The sequence below is a fragment of the Nonomuraea sp. NPDC050404 genome (assembly GCF_040655495.1).
Classification (GTDB): Bacteria; Actinomycetota; Actinomycetes; order Streptosporangiales; family Streptosporangiaceae; genus Nonomuraea.
This window is the reverse complement of record NZ_JBFAKB010000002.1, coordinates 402,442-418,821: the sequence shown is the minus strand read 5'-3', so window position 1 is coordinate 418,821 and position 16,380 is coordinate 402,442. Positions and strand designations below refer to the sequence as shown.

The window sequence follows — 16,380 nt, the reverse complement described above, 5'->3', positions numbered from 1 at the left end:
GAACGGTATGCATTGGCGCTGACGGGTACCGATCTACGCGGTGGCCGGTTTCGCCGCCGTGCCGCCTCGAACGTCCGTCCAGGGAGCTCGTGATGACGATCAACCCGTACGCAGGATCACCCTTCAGCTACGTCGCGGAGCCGGCCGTGTCGCCGTACTCGATCGTCGAGTTGATGCCCGGCGTGCGCAACCTGTGCGAGTACGTCCGGCTGGCTCCCGGCGACCGGGTGCTGCTCATGATGGAGCACACCGTCGATCCGGTCGTCGTGCAGGCCATTGCCGCCGCGGCGGCAATGGGCGACGCCGACGTGCGGATCCTGTCGGTGCCGCCGTTCAGCGCGGGCGGCTGGGACAGGCAGGCGCAGCTGGGCCTCGAGACGGCCGCCTTCCGCGAGGCCGACGTCGTGATCAGCGGCACCTGGTGGGGCGAGGTGCACACGGCGCCGCTGTTCTTCGACCAGATCGCCGCCAGCTCCGTCCGCTTCCTGTCCCTGCACATGACCGCCACGGCGGGCGCGCTGCTGACCGGCGGCCGGCTGCCCCCCGAGATCTACTACGCGCTGCTGCGGCGGGCGCTGCCCCAGCTCTCGGCGGCCACCTCGATCAGGGTGACCTCCGGGCGCGGCACGGACGTGACCTTCTCCGGGCTGACCTTCGAGGACCCCGGCCCCGGCGGGCTGCGGCCGGGGGACTGGCGGCCCTTCCCGTACGGCGGCGCCAACTTCTGGCCGACCGAGACGGAAGGCGTGATCGTCGTCGAGGACTCCACCGTCACCGGCGTGCCGGAGGAGCCGCTGCGCATCACGCTCGAAGGCAATCTGGTCCGCAAGATCGAGGGCGGGGCCGCCGCCGCGCAACTGCGCCGCTACGCGCCCGGCGGCTTCTACATGCGGCACGGCCTGTTCGGGCTGAACCCGAAGGTGCGCATCGCCGGTGGCACACAGTTCGAGCGGGAGAAACACGCCGGGGCCTTCTACTGCGGCATCGACGGCCTCACCGACGGGGTGCCCGTCACGACCGGGCCCGGCTTCGCGCACTGCGACTGCCAGGTGGACCGGCCGACCGTGGTGGTGGACGGGGAGGTGTTCGTCGAGCAGGGGCGGCTGCTGCTCCTCGACGACCCGGAGATCAGGCGGGTCGCTGCGGAGTTCGGCCCGCCGGAGGTGATCCTCGACGACAACCCGGTCATGATCCTTCCACGTCGCTATGCCGGTGGCCGGTAGGAGCGCCGCGAAACCGATCCGCAGGGAAGACGATCCGGGGTGCGGCGAAGGATGGGTGACAGCTGAACCCATCCGGAAGGCACCTACATGACGGACACGAGCACGTGACGGCCGACTTGGGCGAGCGGGCGACCGACGCGGAACTCGTCACCGCCTCGCTGCGGAACCCCGAGTTGTTCACCGCCGTGCACGACCGCTACTTCCAGGACATCTACCGGTACGTGGCGGGGCGGCTGGACACCCAGATCGCCGAGGACATCACGGCCGAGACGTTCCTGCTGGCCTTCGATCGGCGCCGGCGTTTCGACGCGGAACGCGGGGACCTGCGCCCCTGGTTGTTCGGCTTCGCCACCAACCTGATCGCCAGGCACCGCCGCAAGGAGGCGCGCCACTACCGGGCCCTGTCCCGGCTGGCCCCCGAACCGGACGCGGAGGGACCCGAGAGCCGGGTCGTCGCCTCCGTCGCGGCTCAGCGTATGCAGCCGCACCTGGCCGCGGCACTCGCCTCGCTCAACGGCGGCGAGCGGGACGTCCTGCTCCTGGTCGCACTCGGGCAGCTCAGCTACGAGGAAGTGGCCCAGGCGCTCGGCATCTCCACCGGAACGGTGGGTTCAAGGCTCAGCCGCGCCCGGGCGAAGTTCCACGCCGTCATCGACAAGGAGACCACTCATGGATGATCTGAAGACGCTCGCCACCGTGCTGACCAAGCCCGAGCCGCCGGCCGAGGCCCTGACGCGCAGCAGAAGCCGCCTTGAGGACCGGATACACCGAGCCGGCGCCGCGGGACGCACGCGCGGGCGGGCCCGCTGGTTCGTGCCCGCTCTCGCGGCCGGCGCCGCGGCCGTGGCGGCGGCGGTGGTGATCCTGCCCGCCGGGCTTCCGGCCGACCGGCGCGACGAGGTGGCGACGACCGCCGTCGCGCCGGACGCGGCCAGGCAGATCCTGCTCGTGGCCGCCGAGACCGCCGAGCGCACGCCGCAGGCCACCGGCGCCTACTGGCACGTCCGGCGGGAGGGCGCCGACGGCGAACTGTTCGGCGAGAGCTGGATCACGCGTGACGGCCAGAGGTGGTCCAAGGGCCGGCCGGGTCGTGGCCCCGGTGTGACGCGCGAGCCCGACGCCCTGTTCAGCATCGCGCCCGGAGGCCCCAAGATGAGCGTCGTGGACCTCAACGACCTGCCCACCGATCCCGAAGAGCTGAAGCGGTGGGCCACCGAGACCCAGCGTGAGGCGGACGGGGTGTGGGACAAGCGGCTCCTTCCCCTGACCGCCCTGGTGTCGGAGCTGCCGACGCCCGCGAAGGTCCGCGCCGCCGCCTTCCGGGCGCTCGCCACGCTGCCGGGGGCGCGGAGCCTGGGCGCGACCGAGGGCGGCGAAGGGCTGCTGATCTCCGGCGGCCTGATGGACGTCCGGCTGGTCATCGATCCCGCCACCTCCCGCATCACCGCGACCAACGTGCTGCCCACCGAGGACGGCGGCGTGATGTTCTCCGTCCCGGAGCGGCTCACCCGGCTCACCACCGGCTGGACCGACCGGCCTCCGCGGTAGTCCCGCGCCGCCGCTACGGCACGACCCGGTACAGCGCCTCGATCAGGGAGCGGACCCGGAAGTCGCCGCCCTCCAGCAGTTCGGAGCCGCGGTTGGGCACATATCCGAAGGCCAGGGCGCGGTCCGGGTCGGCGAAGGCGCAGGAGCCGGTGGCGCCGTACCCGCCGAACAACCCCGTGAGGTGCTCGGGCGCGCACCAGAACGGCCCGCCGGGCACGGTGAAGCCGATGCCCCAGGCCGTGCGCACGCGCAGGACCTCGTCCGGCCCGTCGTTCTGCGGCGTGCGCACCCGCTCCACGAGGCCGGGGCCGAGCAGCCGGATGCCGTCCACCTCGCCGATCAGGGCGGCGAAGTAGCGGGCCAGGGAGTGCGCGGAGGCGACGCCGTCCATGGAAGGACTCTCGACCTCGTACGTGCGCCGCTCGTTGGTCGTGTCCCAGCCGATGGCGATGCTGCCGTACATCGCCCGGTACGTCAGCGTCGCCGGATCGTTGAGCGCCTTGACGAACTCGGCCATCTCGGGCACCTCCATGCCCAGCCGCACCGTCTCGGCGTCGGGGACCTCCATCGTGGCCAGGCGCGGCATCGCGGCATCCGGCACGCGGACGTAGCAGTCGAGCCCGAGCGGCCCGGTGATCTCCCGCGCCAGGAACTCGCTCAACGTCACCCCCGACACCCTGCGCACGATCTCACCGGCGAGATGGCCGATGGTCATCCCGTGGTAGCCGTGCGCGGTGCCCGGCGGCCATTCGGGCGCCGCCGCCGCGAGCGTGTCGGTGATCGGCGTCCAGTCCCGCAGGTCCTCCCAGGTGACCGGCCGCGTGTGCAGGCTCGGCAGGCCGGCGCCGTGCGAGAGCAGCGTGCGTACGGTGATCTCGCCCTTGCCCTGCTGCGCGAACTCCGGCCAGTAGCGGGCCACTGGCGCCTCCAGGTCGACCTCGCCCCGCTCGACCAGCAGCAGCAGGGCGCCCGAGGCGAAGGTCTTGCAGGTGGAGGCCAGGGCGGCGATGGTGTCGCGCCGCCAGGGGCGCCGGGTGGCGGCGTCGGCGTACCCGCCCCAGAGATCCACCACCGGCTCGCCGTGCCGGTAGACGGTGAGCCCGGCGCCCACCTCTCCGCTCTCGGCGAAGTTCCGCTCGAACGCCTTCCGCACCGGCTCGTAGCCCGGCGACACCGTTCCCTCGATCATCATTGACTCCCTTCCCAGAGCCCTACCTTCCGGTCGGTAGGGCCGAGGAGGGTGACGCTAGCCTACCGGTCGGAAGGTTGGCAACCGACCGGTAGGTAGCCTGCTAGGCTGAGCGCTGTCCTTCGAGAGGGAGACGGCCGTTGAACAGGGGCGAGCCCGGCGACACCAGGTCGCGGATCATCGAGACGGCGCGGGAGTTGTTCACCGCGCAGACCTACCGAGCCGCCTCCATGCGGGACATCGCCGCGCGGGTCGGCATCACCAAGCCGTCGCTGTACCACCACTTCCGCAGCAAGGGCGAGCTGCTGGCGAGCCTGGTGGGGCCGCCGATCGAGGAGCTGGAGGCGGCGATCGGCGCGGCGTCGGCCCGTGCCGAGCCGGCGCAGGTGCGGCAGGGGGTGCTGGAGGGCTGCCTCGACGTGATGCTTGCGCACCGCGAGACCATGACCCTGCTCCTGCGGGACGCCTCCGTCTACGGGGATGAGACGTCCGAGACCATGTCGCGCGTGGTGGGGCTGATGAACCGCGCCGTGGACCTGCTGGCGGGTCCGGATCCGGACTGGCGGGGGCGGGTACGCGCGGCGCAGGCGTTCGCCGCCGTGGCCGACCCGATCAGCCAGCTCCCCGACGTCCCCATCGCCGACCTCCGCGCCGAACTCCTCCGCGGCGCCCACGCCATCCTGAACTCAGCGAACGACCGGCAGTCCTGAACTCAGCGGACGGCCGGCGGTTCTGAATGCAGTGGGTCGATGCGACTGGCAACTAGCGGCGGGGGCCGCAGCTGCCCCTGATGATGAGCTCCGTGGGCAGGACCACCGACCGCTGTCTCCTGCCGCCCGACCGCAACACCAGCTCGGCCGCGCGATACCCCATGTCCCTGCCGGGCTGGGCGATCACCGTCAGGGGCGGGGCGCACAACTCGGCCCAGGGCACGTCGTCGTACATCACCAAGGACACGTCCCTGGGCACCCGCAGGTCCAGCTCCCTGGCCGCCAGCACGGCGGCCTCCCCGAGCATGTTGCCCCCCGCCACCACCGCCGACAGGTCGGGGCGGCTCTGGAACAGGCCAGAGGCGGCGGCGTAGGCCGAGTCGCGGCTGCCCGTGCCGAAGACGACCAGTTCCTCGTCCACCGGCGCGCCCACCGCCTCCCCGAACGCGGCCGCCCGCCGGTCATGGCCGGGGCCGCCGAGGAAGGCGATGCGCTTGTGACCCAGCCCGCGCAGGTAGCGGACGGCCGTACGGATGCCGGCCCGGTCGTCGGCCACCACGGAAGGCACCTCCGACGAGCGGCCCTGCGGGCCGGAGGGCACGCCGTCCAGGACCATGAGGTCGCTGATGGCCGCCGCGGCGGGATCGACGTCGCCCGTGGAAGGCAGGGCGGGCAGGCGGTCGGCGAAGACCACCGTCATGCCCGTGCGGATCGCCGGCGCCCACGTCTCCTGATCGCCGGACGGGACGGCGATCAGACGATCGACGCTCTGCTCCAGCAACATGCCGATCAGCTCGGCCTCCTGCTCGGGGTCGCCGGCCGTGGAGCCGACCACGACCGGTTCGCCCGCCGAACGGGCGCACGCGAGCACGCCTTCGGCGAGCTGGGCGTGGAAGGTGTCGGTAAGGTCGGGGACGAGCAGGCCGATGCCGCCCGTGCGGCGCTGGCGCAGGTTGCGGCCCAGCGCGCTGGGGCGGTAGTCGAGCTGCGCGGCGACGGCCAGGACCCGCTCCCGGGTCTGCGGGCTGGCCGAGCCGCCCGACAGCACCCGCGACACAGTGGCGACGCCGACACCGGCCGCCGCGGCCACATCCTTGATCGTCGCCCGCTTGTCCATGGAAACGATTCCATCATGGTTCCGCCGAAACGGGAAGGCGCCGCGTGGGACAAAGGCTGGTCACGCCGCAACCCTTGACACCGATGTCCGTTTCGGGTGAGATGCTTGAAAACGTATCCACGGGAGCGAGGAAACCCGCCCCTGTGCAATGGGTGAAACGAACCAACGTCCGGGCTACTGCCCTGGAGCGCGAAGGAATGTCATGGCATCCATCGTTCTGACGAACGTCGACAAAATCTACGCCGGTGGCGTTAAGGCCGTGAACGGACTCAACCTTGAAATCAAGGATGGCGAGTTCATGGTACTGGTCGGTCCTTCCGGTTGCGGTAAGTCGACCGCGCTCCGGATGATCGCCGGCCTGGAGGACATCAGCGGTGGCGAGATCGCCATCGGTGAGAAGGTGGTCAACCACCTGCCGCCCAAGGACCGCGACATCGCGATGGTCTTCCAGAACTACGCGCTTTACCCCCACATGACGGTCGAGGAGAACCTCGCCTTCGGCCTCAAGCTCCGCAAGATGCCGAAGCCGGAGATCCAGAAGCGCGTCAACGACGCCGCCAAGATGCTCGGCCTGGAGACCTACCTCAAGCGCAAGCCGGCCGCCCTGTCCGGTGGTCAGCGCCAGCGTGTCGCCATGGGCCGCGCCATCGTGCGTGAGCCGCAGGCCTTCCTCATGGACGAGCCGCTGTCCAACCTGGACGCCAAGCTCCGCGTCTCCATGCGCGCCTCGCTCAACCAGATGCACGAGCGCCTCGGCGTCACCACCGTGTACGTCACCCACGACCAGGTCGAGGCCATGACCCTCGGCGACCGCGTCTGCGTCCTGCGCGACGGCCTGCTCCAGCAGGTCGACACCCCGCAGAACCTGTTCGACAAGCCGGTCAACCTGTTCGTCGCCGGGTTCATGGGCTCGCCCTCGATGAACTTCGTCACCGCCGAGCTGGTCCGCGACGGTGACGCCGCCGTGACCTTCGCCGACATCAAGCTGACCATCCCCGAGTCGACCTTCACCGACAAGCCCGGCCTCGACCAGTACATCGGCAAGAAGATCATCCTCGGCATCCGCCCGTCGGACTTCGAGGACGCCGCCTCCGCCGGCAACCACGCCAACGGCTGGGCCACGCTGCCCGTCAAGGCGGAGGTCACCGAGGAGCTGGGCTCCGAGATCAACGTGCTGTTCCTGATCGACGCCCCGCCGGTCGAGCACAAGGACACCGTCGCGGCCGCCGCCGATGGCGACGACGAGGACGCCACGCTGCCGCTGTCGGGTGACAAGTCCCTGTGGACCGCCCGCGTCAACGCCCGCAGCCACGTCCGCCCCGGTCAGAGCATCGACCTGGTCGTGGACACGCACAACCTGCACTTCTTCGACCCGGCCTCGGGTCTGTCGATCGGCCACGAGGCCAACCGCTGAGGTTGCCGGCCGACCGCCGAGACACCTGATTCCCGGCCGTGAGCCCCGCTCACGGCCGCTCGGGCCCCCACCGCGACCCCCTCCCGCGGCGGGGGCCCGTTCTTTTCGGCGGAGGCCGTTCTTTTTCGCGCGGGACGAGCTCAACGGCTTTTAGCGCCGTACGAGGTCAGCGGCCGATTCTGGACGACACCATGGACTGCACGCTGCGCGGCACCAGGCGGCCGACCGCGAGGATGACCTTGTAGCGCAGGTCGGGGACCGACACGCGCTTGCCCAGGGCCAGATCGCGCATGGCCTCGGCGACCACGTTGTCGGCCTTCAGCCACAGGAACCCGGGAATGCCCGAGGTGTCCATCGAGGCCCGCTGGTGGAACTCGGTGCGCACGAAACCGGGGCACAGCGCCATGACCTTGATGCGCGGGCTGCCCACCTCGTTCGCGGTCGCCTGGCTGAAGTTCACCACCCACGCCTTGGACGCGCTGTAGGTGCTCCGCGCGAAGAACGCCATCACCGACGCCACGTTCACGATCGCACCCCGGTCGCGCTCGCGCATGCCGGGCAGCGCCGCCAGCGTCAGCCGCAACACGGCCTCGCAGTGCACCTTGAGCATGCGCGCCTCACGCTCGGCCGGCACGTCGGGGAAGGTGCCCGCGTTGCCGAAGCCGGCGTTGTTGACCAGCAGGTCCACGCCCTCACGCACCCTCGTCTCGACTCTGGCCAGGCCCTCCTCCGTCGACAGGTCGGCGGGCAGCACCTCGACGTTCACGCCGTACCTGAGCTTGAGCTGGTCGGCGGCCTTGGCCAGGCGCAGCTCGTCGCGGGCCACGAGGACGAGGGAGAAGGCGTCGGCGGCCAGGCGGCGGGCGAAGGCGGCGCCGATTCCTGAGGTGGCGCCGGTGATCAGTGCGGTAGGCATGCCTGCACCTTAACGTTCATGGCAGGATGGACGGCGTGCGCCCAGTCGCTGCCGTAGTCGCTGCCGTGCTCCTCGTCCTGGCCCTCGCCGCGTGTGCGCCCGAGTCGCCCGCCGGCTCGGCGACCTACGGTTCCGAGTCGTCCGCGTCGGCCGCGACTCCGGCGGCGTCCCCCGCCGCGTCGGCGCGGCAGGAGCAGGAGCCGGGCAAGCTGCGGTTCACCGAGATCGCCGAGCTGGAGCAGCCGGTGGCCTTCGCCGTGCGCGAGGGCGACGACCGCCTCTACGTGGCCGAGCAGACGGGCAGGCTGCGCACCACCGACGGCAAGACCGTGATCGACCTTTCCCGCGAGGTGAGCACGGGCAACGAGCAGGGGCTGCTCGGCGTCGCCTTCCACCCCACGGGCCGCTGGCTCTACCTCGACTGGACCGACGCGCAGGGCCACACGCACGTCACCGAGTGGGCCTACGACGGCACCAGGGCCACCGCCAGGCGCGACGTGCTCAAACAGGACCAGCCCTTCGCCAACCACAACGGCGGTCAGCTCGCCTTCGGCCCCGACGGTTACCTCTACATCGCCCTCGGCGACGGGGGCAGCGCGGGCGACCCGCAGGGCAACAGCCAGGATCTCGGCACGCTGCTGGGCAAGATCCTGCGCATCGACCCGCGCGGCGAGCCGTACAAGATCCCGAAGGACAACCCGTTCGTCGGCAAGGAGGGCGCGCGGACCGAGATCTGGGCGTACGGCCTGCGCAATCCCTGGCGCTTCACCTTCGACCGGAGCAGCGGCGACCTGTGGATCGGCGACGTCGGCCAGAACGCCTGGGAGGAGGTCGACTACCAGCCGGCCGGGTCGGAGGGCGGCGAGAACTACGGCTGGAACCTGCGCGAGGGCAAGGAGCCCTTCCGCGAGGGCAGCGGCGAGGACCTGGTCGACCCGGCGATCGTCTACCCGCTGAACGAGGGCGGCAACTGCTCGGTCATCGCCGGGTTCGTCTATCGCGGGCAGAAGATCCCGTGGTTGCAGGGGCAATTTCTGTACGGCGACTTCTGCGCAGGATGGGTCAGGGCCGCGCCCATGGACGACGTGACCAACTCGGCCGAGGTCGGCAAGGTGGAGCAGCTCTCGTCGTTCGGCGAGGGGGCCGACGGCGAGCTCTACGCGCTCAGCCTGCAGGGTCCGATCTATCGGATCGAGCCCGAGTGACCCGCTCGATCAGGTCTTCCACCTGGTCGTTCAGCTTCGCGCCACGGGCCCAGCCCGCGTAGTGGGCCAGGAACACCACCACCTCTCGTAGTTCGGTCTCGCTCATGTCGCCGGCGCGCAGGGCGACGTCGAGCTGGACCTCCGTCATCTCGTGCAATCCCTGGCCGACGAGCAGCCCGATGAGCAGCAGGCGGCGATCCCTGACCGACAGGGCCGGTCGCGCCCAGATGTCGGCGAACTGGCGTTCGGCCATCATGCCGAAGGAGTCAACGGTCTCCGTTGCGGGTTCTGTCATTGTGCGCTCCTGGTGACGGAAGGAGATCCTTATATTTTTCGCTACTTCCCGGGCCGAACCAATGGGGTCGCCTGAACGTTGTCGCGCAGAGCCGCGACCCCGGCACGCAGGGCTTTCTCGTCTGTAACAAGTAAAGCCAATGGATGGCCAAGATTTGGTCAAGATTTCTCACCTCGCATCGGGCTCACCCGGCCCGAAAGCGGGCACAACAACTCACGTTGGCCCGTAAAGCGGAGGTAAGCCCTGGTGAAAAAGGCACGGGCTTTGATCGCGCTCATGGTCGCGATCCAGATTCTGTCCGCCTGCGGGCAGCCTGAGTTCACCTACGTCAAGGACAAAGGCGGCACGACCTACTTCAAAGTGCCGGTCTCGTTCACGCAGCTCAATGCCCAGCCCATCGAGCTGTTCCTGTCCGGCGACCACCCGGACTCGCGGGCGGCGGCCCTGCGTGCGCAGCGGGTCTGGTCGACGGCCTTCGACCAGTCGGCCGATCCGTCGGTCCGGCACCTGCTCGGCTCGGCGGAGCCGTTCGTCTATGCCACCGTGCACCAGCTCACTCAGGAGCAACGGGACTCGATCTCCCTGAACGAGCTGCGCGACTTCATCCTCCCGGTGACAGAGGCCACGCGCCACGGCTACCAGCAGCGATCGATGGTGCTGAGACAGCCGATGATCTTCAACCGCTTTGAACCCATCAGCGATGAGGTTCTCACCCTGGACGCCGGCGCCAGGGGCGTGCACGTCCGCTTCAACTACGAGATCGGCACCGACATCCAGACGTTCGACCACACCGCCATTCTCGACGAGAAGGGCGCCACGGTCTCCGTCATGCTCATCGGCTGCCAATCGATCTGTTTCCGGAAGCGTGCCGCCGAATTCGACAAGATCGCGAGTTCTTTCAAGCTGCTCCGGCTGCCTGGATGAGGGAGCATCATTGACCACGACGACTCAGCGTGAAGGGCTGCGCGCCCCCGGCAGCGGACCCTCCGGCCCCGGATCCGCGACCAGAAGGAAAATGCGGTTCTGGGAACGGAGCACGTTCCTCATCCTGCCGGTGGCGGCGTACCTCATCCTGATCTGGAAGGTGATGGCCGATTTCGAGGGCATCATCGACTTTCCCGAGGCCGCGCAGAAGATCGCGCTGGAACACCAGTGGATCTTCTGGCTGCTCGGCGCGGAGCTCATCAGGCAGGCGCACTTCCTCGTCGGCGAGAACTGGCAGGCATACCACCGCTTCTGGAGCCGGAAGGTCTTCGGCGGGTTCGAGCGATGGACGCACCGCCGCTTGTCCGACTGGACGCGATTCCGCGTCGCACGGGCGCTGAAGATCGCCTTATTCGCCGCGCTGATCGCTCTGGCGCTGGGCGCGGTGCTGGACGTCAGCCCGTTCGCCGCGCCGCTGCGGGCGACGGCGCTGATCTGGGAGGCGCTGCCGTTCTTCCCGCTCCTCCTTGTCGTCATCCCGGTCACGGGCCTGATCTGGTTCCTGTCCAGGGGTGGAGTCGAGACCTACCTCCCCGGCGACATCAGGACCCGCTTCCACGACGTGTGGGGGCAGGACCACGTGCTCGCGCGGATCCGCGAGAGCCTCGTCCTGCTCGACCGGGCCGCCGAGATCGAGCATCGCGGCGGGTACGTCCCCGGCGGCCTGCTGCTTTGGGGCCCGCCGGGAACCGGCAAGACCCTCCTGGCCGAGGCCGTGGCCGGTGAGACGGGCAAGCCGTACGTGGTCGTGCGTCCTGACGCGTTCATCGGCATCGGCGTCCTCAAGGTCAAGTCGCTGTTCAGGAAGCTGCGCAAGCTGGCACTGCGCCACGGCGGTGTGATCGTGTTGTTCGACGAGGCCGACTCGCTCGGCAGGCGCGGCCGTCCGGCCCGGCAGGGACCGCCCGGCCAGGGCGGCGGCGTCGCCGGGTTGTCGGGACTGGCCGGGTGCCACGGCATGTCGTACATGTCCGAGGCCAACCGGCAGGCGCTCGCCCTGCGCGAGGGCCGCGACCGCCGCACGACGGACGGCGGCGACCCCGGCACCCTGCGGGCGCTGCTCAACGAGCTGTCGGGGCTCAGGGAGCCGCGCGGGTTCTTCAACCGGGTGGTACGGCGGCTGCTCGGGATGCGGCCCAAACCGCCGCCCAACTACCGCGTCCTGGTCATGATGGCCACCAACCGGCCTGACGCGCTGGACGAGGCGCTGCTGCGGCCCGGCCGCATCGACCGCGTCTACAAGGTCGGCTACCCGTCCAAGGCGGGACGGGTGCGTACGTACCAGGGCTATTTCGGCAAGGTGTGGCACGACCTCACCCCCCGGCAGATCGACAAACTGGCCACGATCACCCCGTACGCCACCGGCGCCACCATCAAGGACCTGGTCAACGAGTCGCTCATCACCGCCATCGGGGCCGGGCGCGGGGTCATCACCTGGCCTGACGTGCTGCACGCCAAGCGGCTCAAACAACTCGGGCCGCCCGAGGACGTCGAGTACGTCGAGCGCGAGCGGCACGCCGTGGCCGTGCACGAGGCGTGCCACGCCGTGGTGGCGTACGTGACGCGCCGGCACCTGGAGATCGACATCGCCACCATCGAGAAGGGCGCCGACCACCTGGGCCTGGTCACCTCGATCAAGCCCGACAACCAGCTCGTGCGGTGGAAGTCGGAGCACGAGGCCGACATCGTGGTCTCGCTGGCTTCGCTGGCGGGTGAGCGCATGTTCTTCGGCGAGGACAACTCCTCCGGCGTCTCGGGGGATCTGTTCTCCGCCACTTATCTGAGCGCGATGATGGAGTCGTACTGGGGGATGGGCTCCGGTGTCACCTCATTGCCCGCGCTCCAGGAGCTGGAGATCGTCGGCGGCCGTTCTCCCGGTGCCACCGAGCGTGAGCCGAGCGGGGAGCCTTCCGAGCCGATGCCGGGCGGGCTCGGCGGGCGTATCGAGGGCAATCTGGTGCGGCTGCTGGAGAGGGCCGGGGAACTGTTGCGGGAGCACCGCAGGGAGGTGCTCTGCCTGGCGCATGCGCTGGAGACGCACAAGACGCTGGGCGGTGACGATGTGGTGGCCGTCATCCGGGGGGAGCCGGGGCCGCTCATCGACGGCACGATCTACGCCTCGGACCAGCTCTACCGGGAGTTGGAGGACTACCACCGGGACGCGGCCAGGGCGCACAAGGAGCGTGGCCGGGTCGAGCGCGAGTTTCCGGGGTACGTGGAGCCGACCGACGCGAGGCCGGCCACCTTCCGCGACGGCTCCGGCATGAGACCCCTCCGGCAGCCACCCCCCGGAGCTCCACCGATGCCCCCGCATCCTGCCGCCCGGCCGCCGATCGCCGGGGCGCCGACTGGCCAGCCGCTGGTCACGCAGGCGCCCTCGCCTGGTGCTCGGCCGGCGTCGGTCACGCAACCTGCGCCGGCTGGCCGGTCCGTGCAGGACGGGAATACCCGGCCGTCGTCCGCCACGCAGCCCGCGCCGGTTGGCCGGGCCGTGCAGGACAGGCGGGAGCCGTCGGGGCCGCCGATGCGGAGATCGCCCGCGCCGGGGAGGCCGCCTGTGCCGGAGATGCGGCCGGCCCCGGGGCGGCAGGCGCCGTCCTCGCCGTCGCCGTCCTCGGCGGGGTCGCCGGCACTGTCGTCAGCAGGGCCGCCGGTGCCGTCGTCGGCGGGGTCGCCAGCGCTGTCGTCCGCGGGGTCGCCGGTGCCGGTCGGGCGCAATGAGCGGCCCGAGTTCGTGCCCTGGGCCGCCGCGCCGCCGCCCAACGAGTCGCCGGTGCCCGTTGTGGTGGGGCCCGCCACCGAGCCGCCGCCGCCACCGCCGAGGCGGCGGATCGCGGGGAAGGTGTGGCTGGTCGTGGCGAGTCTGCTCGGGCTCGTGCTGCTGTCCCTCATCGCGGCGCTGGCGGTGACGGGCTCACTGACCGGCGGCAACGGCACTAGCGCTGACGCCTCGTCCGGGGTGGCCTCGCCGGGGCTGCTGCTCCTGCTGTTCGTCCTGGTCGTGGCGGTGATCGTGGGCGCAGGGCTGGCGTCCGTCGCGATCAAGGGCATCCGTACGGCCCAGGCCAAGGCGGAGCGGGAGCGTGACCAGGCCCACGCCCGCGCCCAACTCCTGGCCGCCGCGATGGACCCGGACACCGCGATGCGGCTGCTCGGCTACGACGGCAACGGCCAGGACCGCCGCCCGTAGCCGGAAAGACCGGCGGACCGGGGCGGCCGGCAACGCCCCGGCCCGCCCGACCCGCCCGGCAACCCCCCGGCCCGGCCGCCCTCCCGACCTGCCCGGCCCGCCCGGCGTTCCAGGTCGTTCAGGCGGTGGGCGTACCGGCAGGTCAGGTGCGGTCGTGTTCCTCGTGGGCGCGGCGCAGCAGCGCCATCAGCTTGTCCTCCTCGCGGATCCGCCGCCGGTACTTCTCCGGCAGCTTCCTGAGCTGAGCCTCCTCGGCGAGCAGCTTGCCGAAGATCTCCTCCCGCACCTCGGGGTCGTGCTCGACGTCCAGGTACTCCTGCGCATGCCGCCGCGCTGCCGACACCGTGTTCTGCGCCCGCCCCTTGGCGCTGGTCAGCGAGGCGATCACGGTGACCAGCAGCACCCCGATGATCACCAGCAGGGACAGGCCCGTGCTGATCTCCATCACCTTCACCGGCTCGCCGTCGTTGATGAACGGCACGTTGTTCTCGTGCAGCGCGTGCAGGATCAGCTTGACCCCGATGAAGCCGAGGATGATGGCCAGGCCGTAGGTCAGGTAGATCAGCCGGTCCAGCAGCCCGTCGATGAGGAAGTACAACTGGCGCAGGCCGAGCAGCGAGAACGCGGTCGCGGTGAAGACGAGGTAGACGTTCTGGGTGAGGCCGAAGATGGCGGGGATCGAGTCCAGGGCGAACAGGATGTCGGTCCCGCCGATGGCGATCATGACGAGCAACATCGGCGTCATGACCCGCTTGCCGTCCTGGATGGTGAACAGCTTGTCGCCGTCGTAGGTGTCGGTGGTACGCAGCAGCCGCCGCGCGACGCGCACCATGATGTTGTCGGGGGAGTGGCTCTCCCCGCTCTCCGGTTTGAGCAGGTTGCCCGCCGTGATCAGCAGGATGATTCCGAAGAGGTAGAACACCCACGCGAACATGTTGATCAGCGCCGCCCCGACCAGGATGAACCCGCTCCTGGCCAGCAGCGAGAAGACGATGCCGAACAGCAGCGCCTTCTGCTGGTCGGCGCGCGGCACCTTGAAGCTGGACATGATGATGAGGAAGACGAACAGGTTGTCGACCGACAAAGCTTTCTCGGTCACGTAACCGGCGAAGTACTCGGCCCCGTGGGCAGGCCCGCCGAACAACCAGACGCCCACGCCGAACAGCAGGGCGACGCCGACGTACAGGGCCGACCAGATCGACGCCTCGCGCAGCGTGGGGACGTGCGCCTTGCGGACGTGGAAGACGAAGTCGAACAGCAGCAGCCCGACGATCGCCACGATCGTCAGCCACCACACCGCGGCGGATACGTCCACTCAGAGGCTCCAGAGGTGCGGGCCGTCGTGGAGGGTGGCGACTGGCGGTGATCACGTACTCGCAGGTGGTACCCGGTCTGGCGGGGCCCAAGCCCGACGTCGGCGGGAGTGCTGGATAGGGTCGGAAAAGAGCGAAGATCGGGAGAGGCACCTTGGCACAACACCGCGTCATCGTCATCGGCAGCGGAATCGCCGGCGCGAGCGCCGCCTTCGCGCTGGCCCGCAGGGGAGCGGCCGTCACGGTCGTGGACTCGGGGGCGGCAGGGCAGGCCACGGCGGCCAGCGCGGGCATCATCTCGCCGTGGGCCTCCACGGCCGACGGGCCGTTCTACGAGTTGTACGCGGCGGGCGCGGCCTACTATCCGCGGGTCATCGAGTTGCTGGCGGAGGCGGGCGCGGAGCGTACCGACTATCGCCGCAACGGCGCGCTGCTCGTCCACGCCGACCCCGACCGGCTGGCCGAGGCGCAGGCCCGGGTCGAGGCGCGCGCCCGTACGGCCGGCGCGATCGTGGGGGAGGTGCGGCGCATCGGCAACGACGAGGTGCGCGCCCTGGTGCCCGTGCTCGCCCGCGACCTGGAGGGCGTGTTCATCTCCGGCGGCGGCCGGGTGGACGGGCGTACGATGCGCGACGCGCTGCTTCAGGGCGCGGCCCACCACGGCGCCCGCAAGGTGGGCGGCCGGGCCAGGCTCGTGCCGCGGCGGAACGCGGTGCCGCGGGTCGAGGTGGGAGCGGACCTGCTGGAGGCCGACGACGTGCTGGTGGCCTCAGGGGCCTGGGCGAACGAGCTGCTGGCGCCGTACGAGATGCGGCTGGCGGTCGAGCCGCAGCGCGGTCAGATCACCCACCTGCGGCTCGGCGGCGTGGAGACGGGCGGCTGGCCGTCGGTGCACCCGCTGTCGCACCACTACATGGTGGCCTTCGACGACTCACGGGTGGCGGTCGGGGCGACCAGGGAGTCGGGCAGCGGGTTCGACGCCAGGGTGACGGCGCGCGGGCAGTGGCAGGTGTTGTCGGACGCGCTCGGGATGGCGCCGGGGCTGGCGGAGGCGACGCTCATCGAGACCCGCGTCGGCCTGCGTCCGCTGCCGTCGCAGGGGCTGCCGATCGCGGGCGCGCTGCCGGGGGCGTCCGGGCTGCACGTCGTGACGGGGTTCGGTGCGGCGGGCCTGACGATGGCGCCGTTCACCGGGGAGGCGCTGGCCCGCTCGATCCTGGACGGCGAGACCGTGCCAGAACTGATCGCGCTCGCGCCCTAGAACCGATCACGTCCC

Annotated in this window: 14 protein-coding genes; 9 read left to right on the top strand and 5 right to left on the bottom strand. The window is 70.5% G+C overall.

The genetic code is table 11. The annotated features are described in order from the left end of the window. Positions 1-92 precede the first annotated feature (92 nt). From AB0I81_RS07100 to AB0I81_RS07090, 3 genes are all read left to right on the top strand, one after another. On the top strand, positions 93-1,223 hold the full coding sequence (locus AB0I81_RS07100; protein ID WP_360651329.1) for a hypothetical protein: 1,131 nt from the start codon (positions 93-95) through the stop codon (positions 1,221-1,223). A 104-nt stretch (positions 1,224-1,327) separates the two neighbouring features. After that, the gene (locus AB0I81_RS07095) at positions 1,328-1,900 is read left to right on the top strand and encodes an RNA polymerase sigma factor (RefSeq protein ID WP_360651326.1); all 573 of its coding nucleotides are present in this window, start codon (positions 1,328-1,330) and stop codon (positions 1,898-1,900) included. Next, positions 1,893-2,771 carry a CU044_5270 family protein gene (locus tag AB0I81_RS07090; RefSeq protein ID WP_360651323.1) on the top strand — a complete coding sequence of 293 codons (879 nt, stop codon included), beginning with the start codon at positions 1,893-1,895 and terminating at the stop codon, positions 2,769-2,771. Before AB0I81_RS07095 ends, AB0I81_RS07090 begins: the two co-directional genes overlap by 8 nt. 13 nt (positions 2,772-2,784) lie before the next feature. Here AB0I81_RS07090 and AB0I81_RS07085 read toward each other — a convergent pair whose 3' ends face one another. Next, positions 2,785-3,960: a serine hydrolase domain-containing protein gene (locus tag AB0I81_RS07085; protein WP_360651320.1), complete on the bottom strand. Its 1,176-nt coding sequence runs from the start codon at positions 3,958-3,960 to the stop codon at positions 2,785-2,787. 140 nt (positions 3,961-4,100) lie between these two features. Between AB0I81_RS07085 and AB0I81_RS07080 the strand changes: the two genes are divergently transcribed. After that, positions 4,101-4,670, top strand: coding sequence for a helix-turn-helix domain-containing protein (locus AB0I81_RS07080; protein WP_360651317.1), 570 nt, complete (start codon positions 4,101-4,103; stop codon positions 4,668-4,670). Between the two features lie 52 nt (positions 4,671-4,722). Here the strand turns inward: AB0I81_RS07080 and AB0I81_RS07075 are convergent, their stop codons facing one another. After that, complete coding sequence (locus AB0I81_RS07075) at positions 4,723-5,787, bottom strand: substrate-binding domain-containing protein (RefSeq protein ID WP_360651313.1); 1,065 nt, start codon at positions 5,785-5,787, stop codon at positions 4,723-4,725. A 202-nt stretch (positions 5,788-5,989) separates the two neighbouring features. Between AB0I81_RS07075 and ugpC the strand changes: the two genes are divergently transcribed. After that, positions 5,990-7,201 carry a sn-glycerol-3-phosphate ABC transporter ATP-binding protein UgpC gene (gene ugpC, locus AB0I81_RS07070; protein WP_360651310.1) on the top strand — a complete coding sequence of 404 codons (1,212 nt, stop codon included), beginning with the start codon at positions 5,990-5,992 and terminating at the stop codon, positions 7,199-7,201. A 166-nt stretch (positions 7,202-7,367) separates the two neighbouring features. Here ugpC and AB0I81_RS07065 read toward each other — a convergent pair whose 3' ends face one another. After that, on the bottom strand, positions 7,368-8,117 hold the full coding sequence (locus tag AB0I81_RS07065) for an SDR family oxidoreductase (protein WP_360651307.1): 750 nt from the start codon (positions 8,115-8,117) through the stop codon (positions 7,368-7,370). Positions 8,118-8,152: 35 nt separating this feature from the next. Here AB0I81_RS07065 and AB0I81_RS07060 point away from each other — a divergent pair, with 35 nt between their 5' ends. Then, a complete protein-coding gene (locus AB0I81_RS07060; protein WP_360651304.1) occupies positions 8,153-9,322 on the top strand; it encodes a PQQ-dependent sugar dehydrogenase in 1,170 nt (389 codons plus the stop codon). On the opposite strand, the gene AB0I81_RS07055 is transcribed toward AB0I81_RS07060, so the two are convergent. Beyond that, positions 9,282-9,617, bottom strand: coding sequence for a carboxymuconolactone decarboxylase family protein (locus AB0I81_RS07055; RefSeq protein ID WP_360651301.1), 336 nt, complete (start codon positions 9,615-9,617; stop codon positions 9,282-9,284). The two genes, AB0I81_RS07060 and AB0I81_RS07055, sit on opposite strands and share 41 nt — an antisense overlap. A 246-nt stretch (positions 9,618-9,863) precedes the next feature. Between AB0I81_RS07055 and AB0I81_RS07050 the strand changes: the two genes are divergently transcribed. Together AB0I81_RS07050 and AB0I81_RS07045 are read left to right on the top strand one after the other, a co-directional pair. After that, the gene (locus tag AB0I81_RS07050) at positions 9,864-10,541 is read left to right on the top strand and encodes a hypothetical protein (protein ID WP_360651298.1); all 678 of its coding nucleotides are present in this window, start codon (positions 9,864-9,866) and stop codon (positions 10,539-10,541) included. A gap of 10 nt (positions 10,542-10,551) precedes the next feature. Then, complete coding sequence (locus AB0I81_RS07045) at positions 10,552-13,791, top strand: AAA family ATPase (RefSeq protein WP_360651296.1); 3,240 nt, start codon at positions 10,552-10,554, stop codon at positions 13,789-13,791. A 142-nt stretch (positions 13,792-13,933) separates the two neighbouring features. On the opposite strand, the gene AB0I81_RS07040 is transcribed toward AB0I81_RS07045, so the two are convergent. Beyond that, positions 13,934-15,106 carry a TerC family protein gene (locus tag AB0I81_RS07040; RefSeq protein WP_360651293.1) on the bottom strand — a complete coding sequence of 391 codons (1,173 nt, stop codon included), beginning with the start codon at positions 15,104-15,106 and terminating at the stop codon, positions 13,934-13,936. Between the two features lie 152 nt (positions 15,107-15,258). On the opposite strand from AB0I81_RS07040, the gene AB0I81_RS07035 reads away from it, so the two are divergent. After that, on the top strand, positions 15,259-16,365 hold the full coding sequence (locus AB0I81_RS07035; protein WP_360651290.1) for an FAD-dependent oxidoreductase: 1,107 nt from the start codon (positions 15,259-15,261) through the stop codon (positions 16,363-16,365). Positions 16,366-16,380 lie beyond the last annotated feature (15 nt).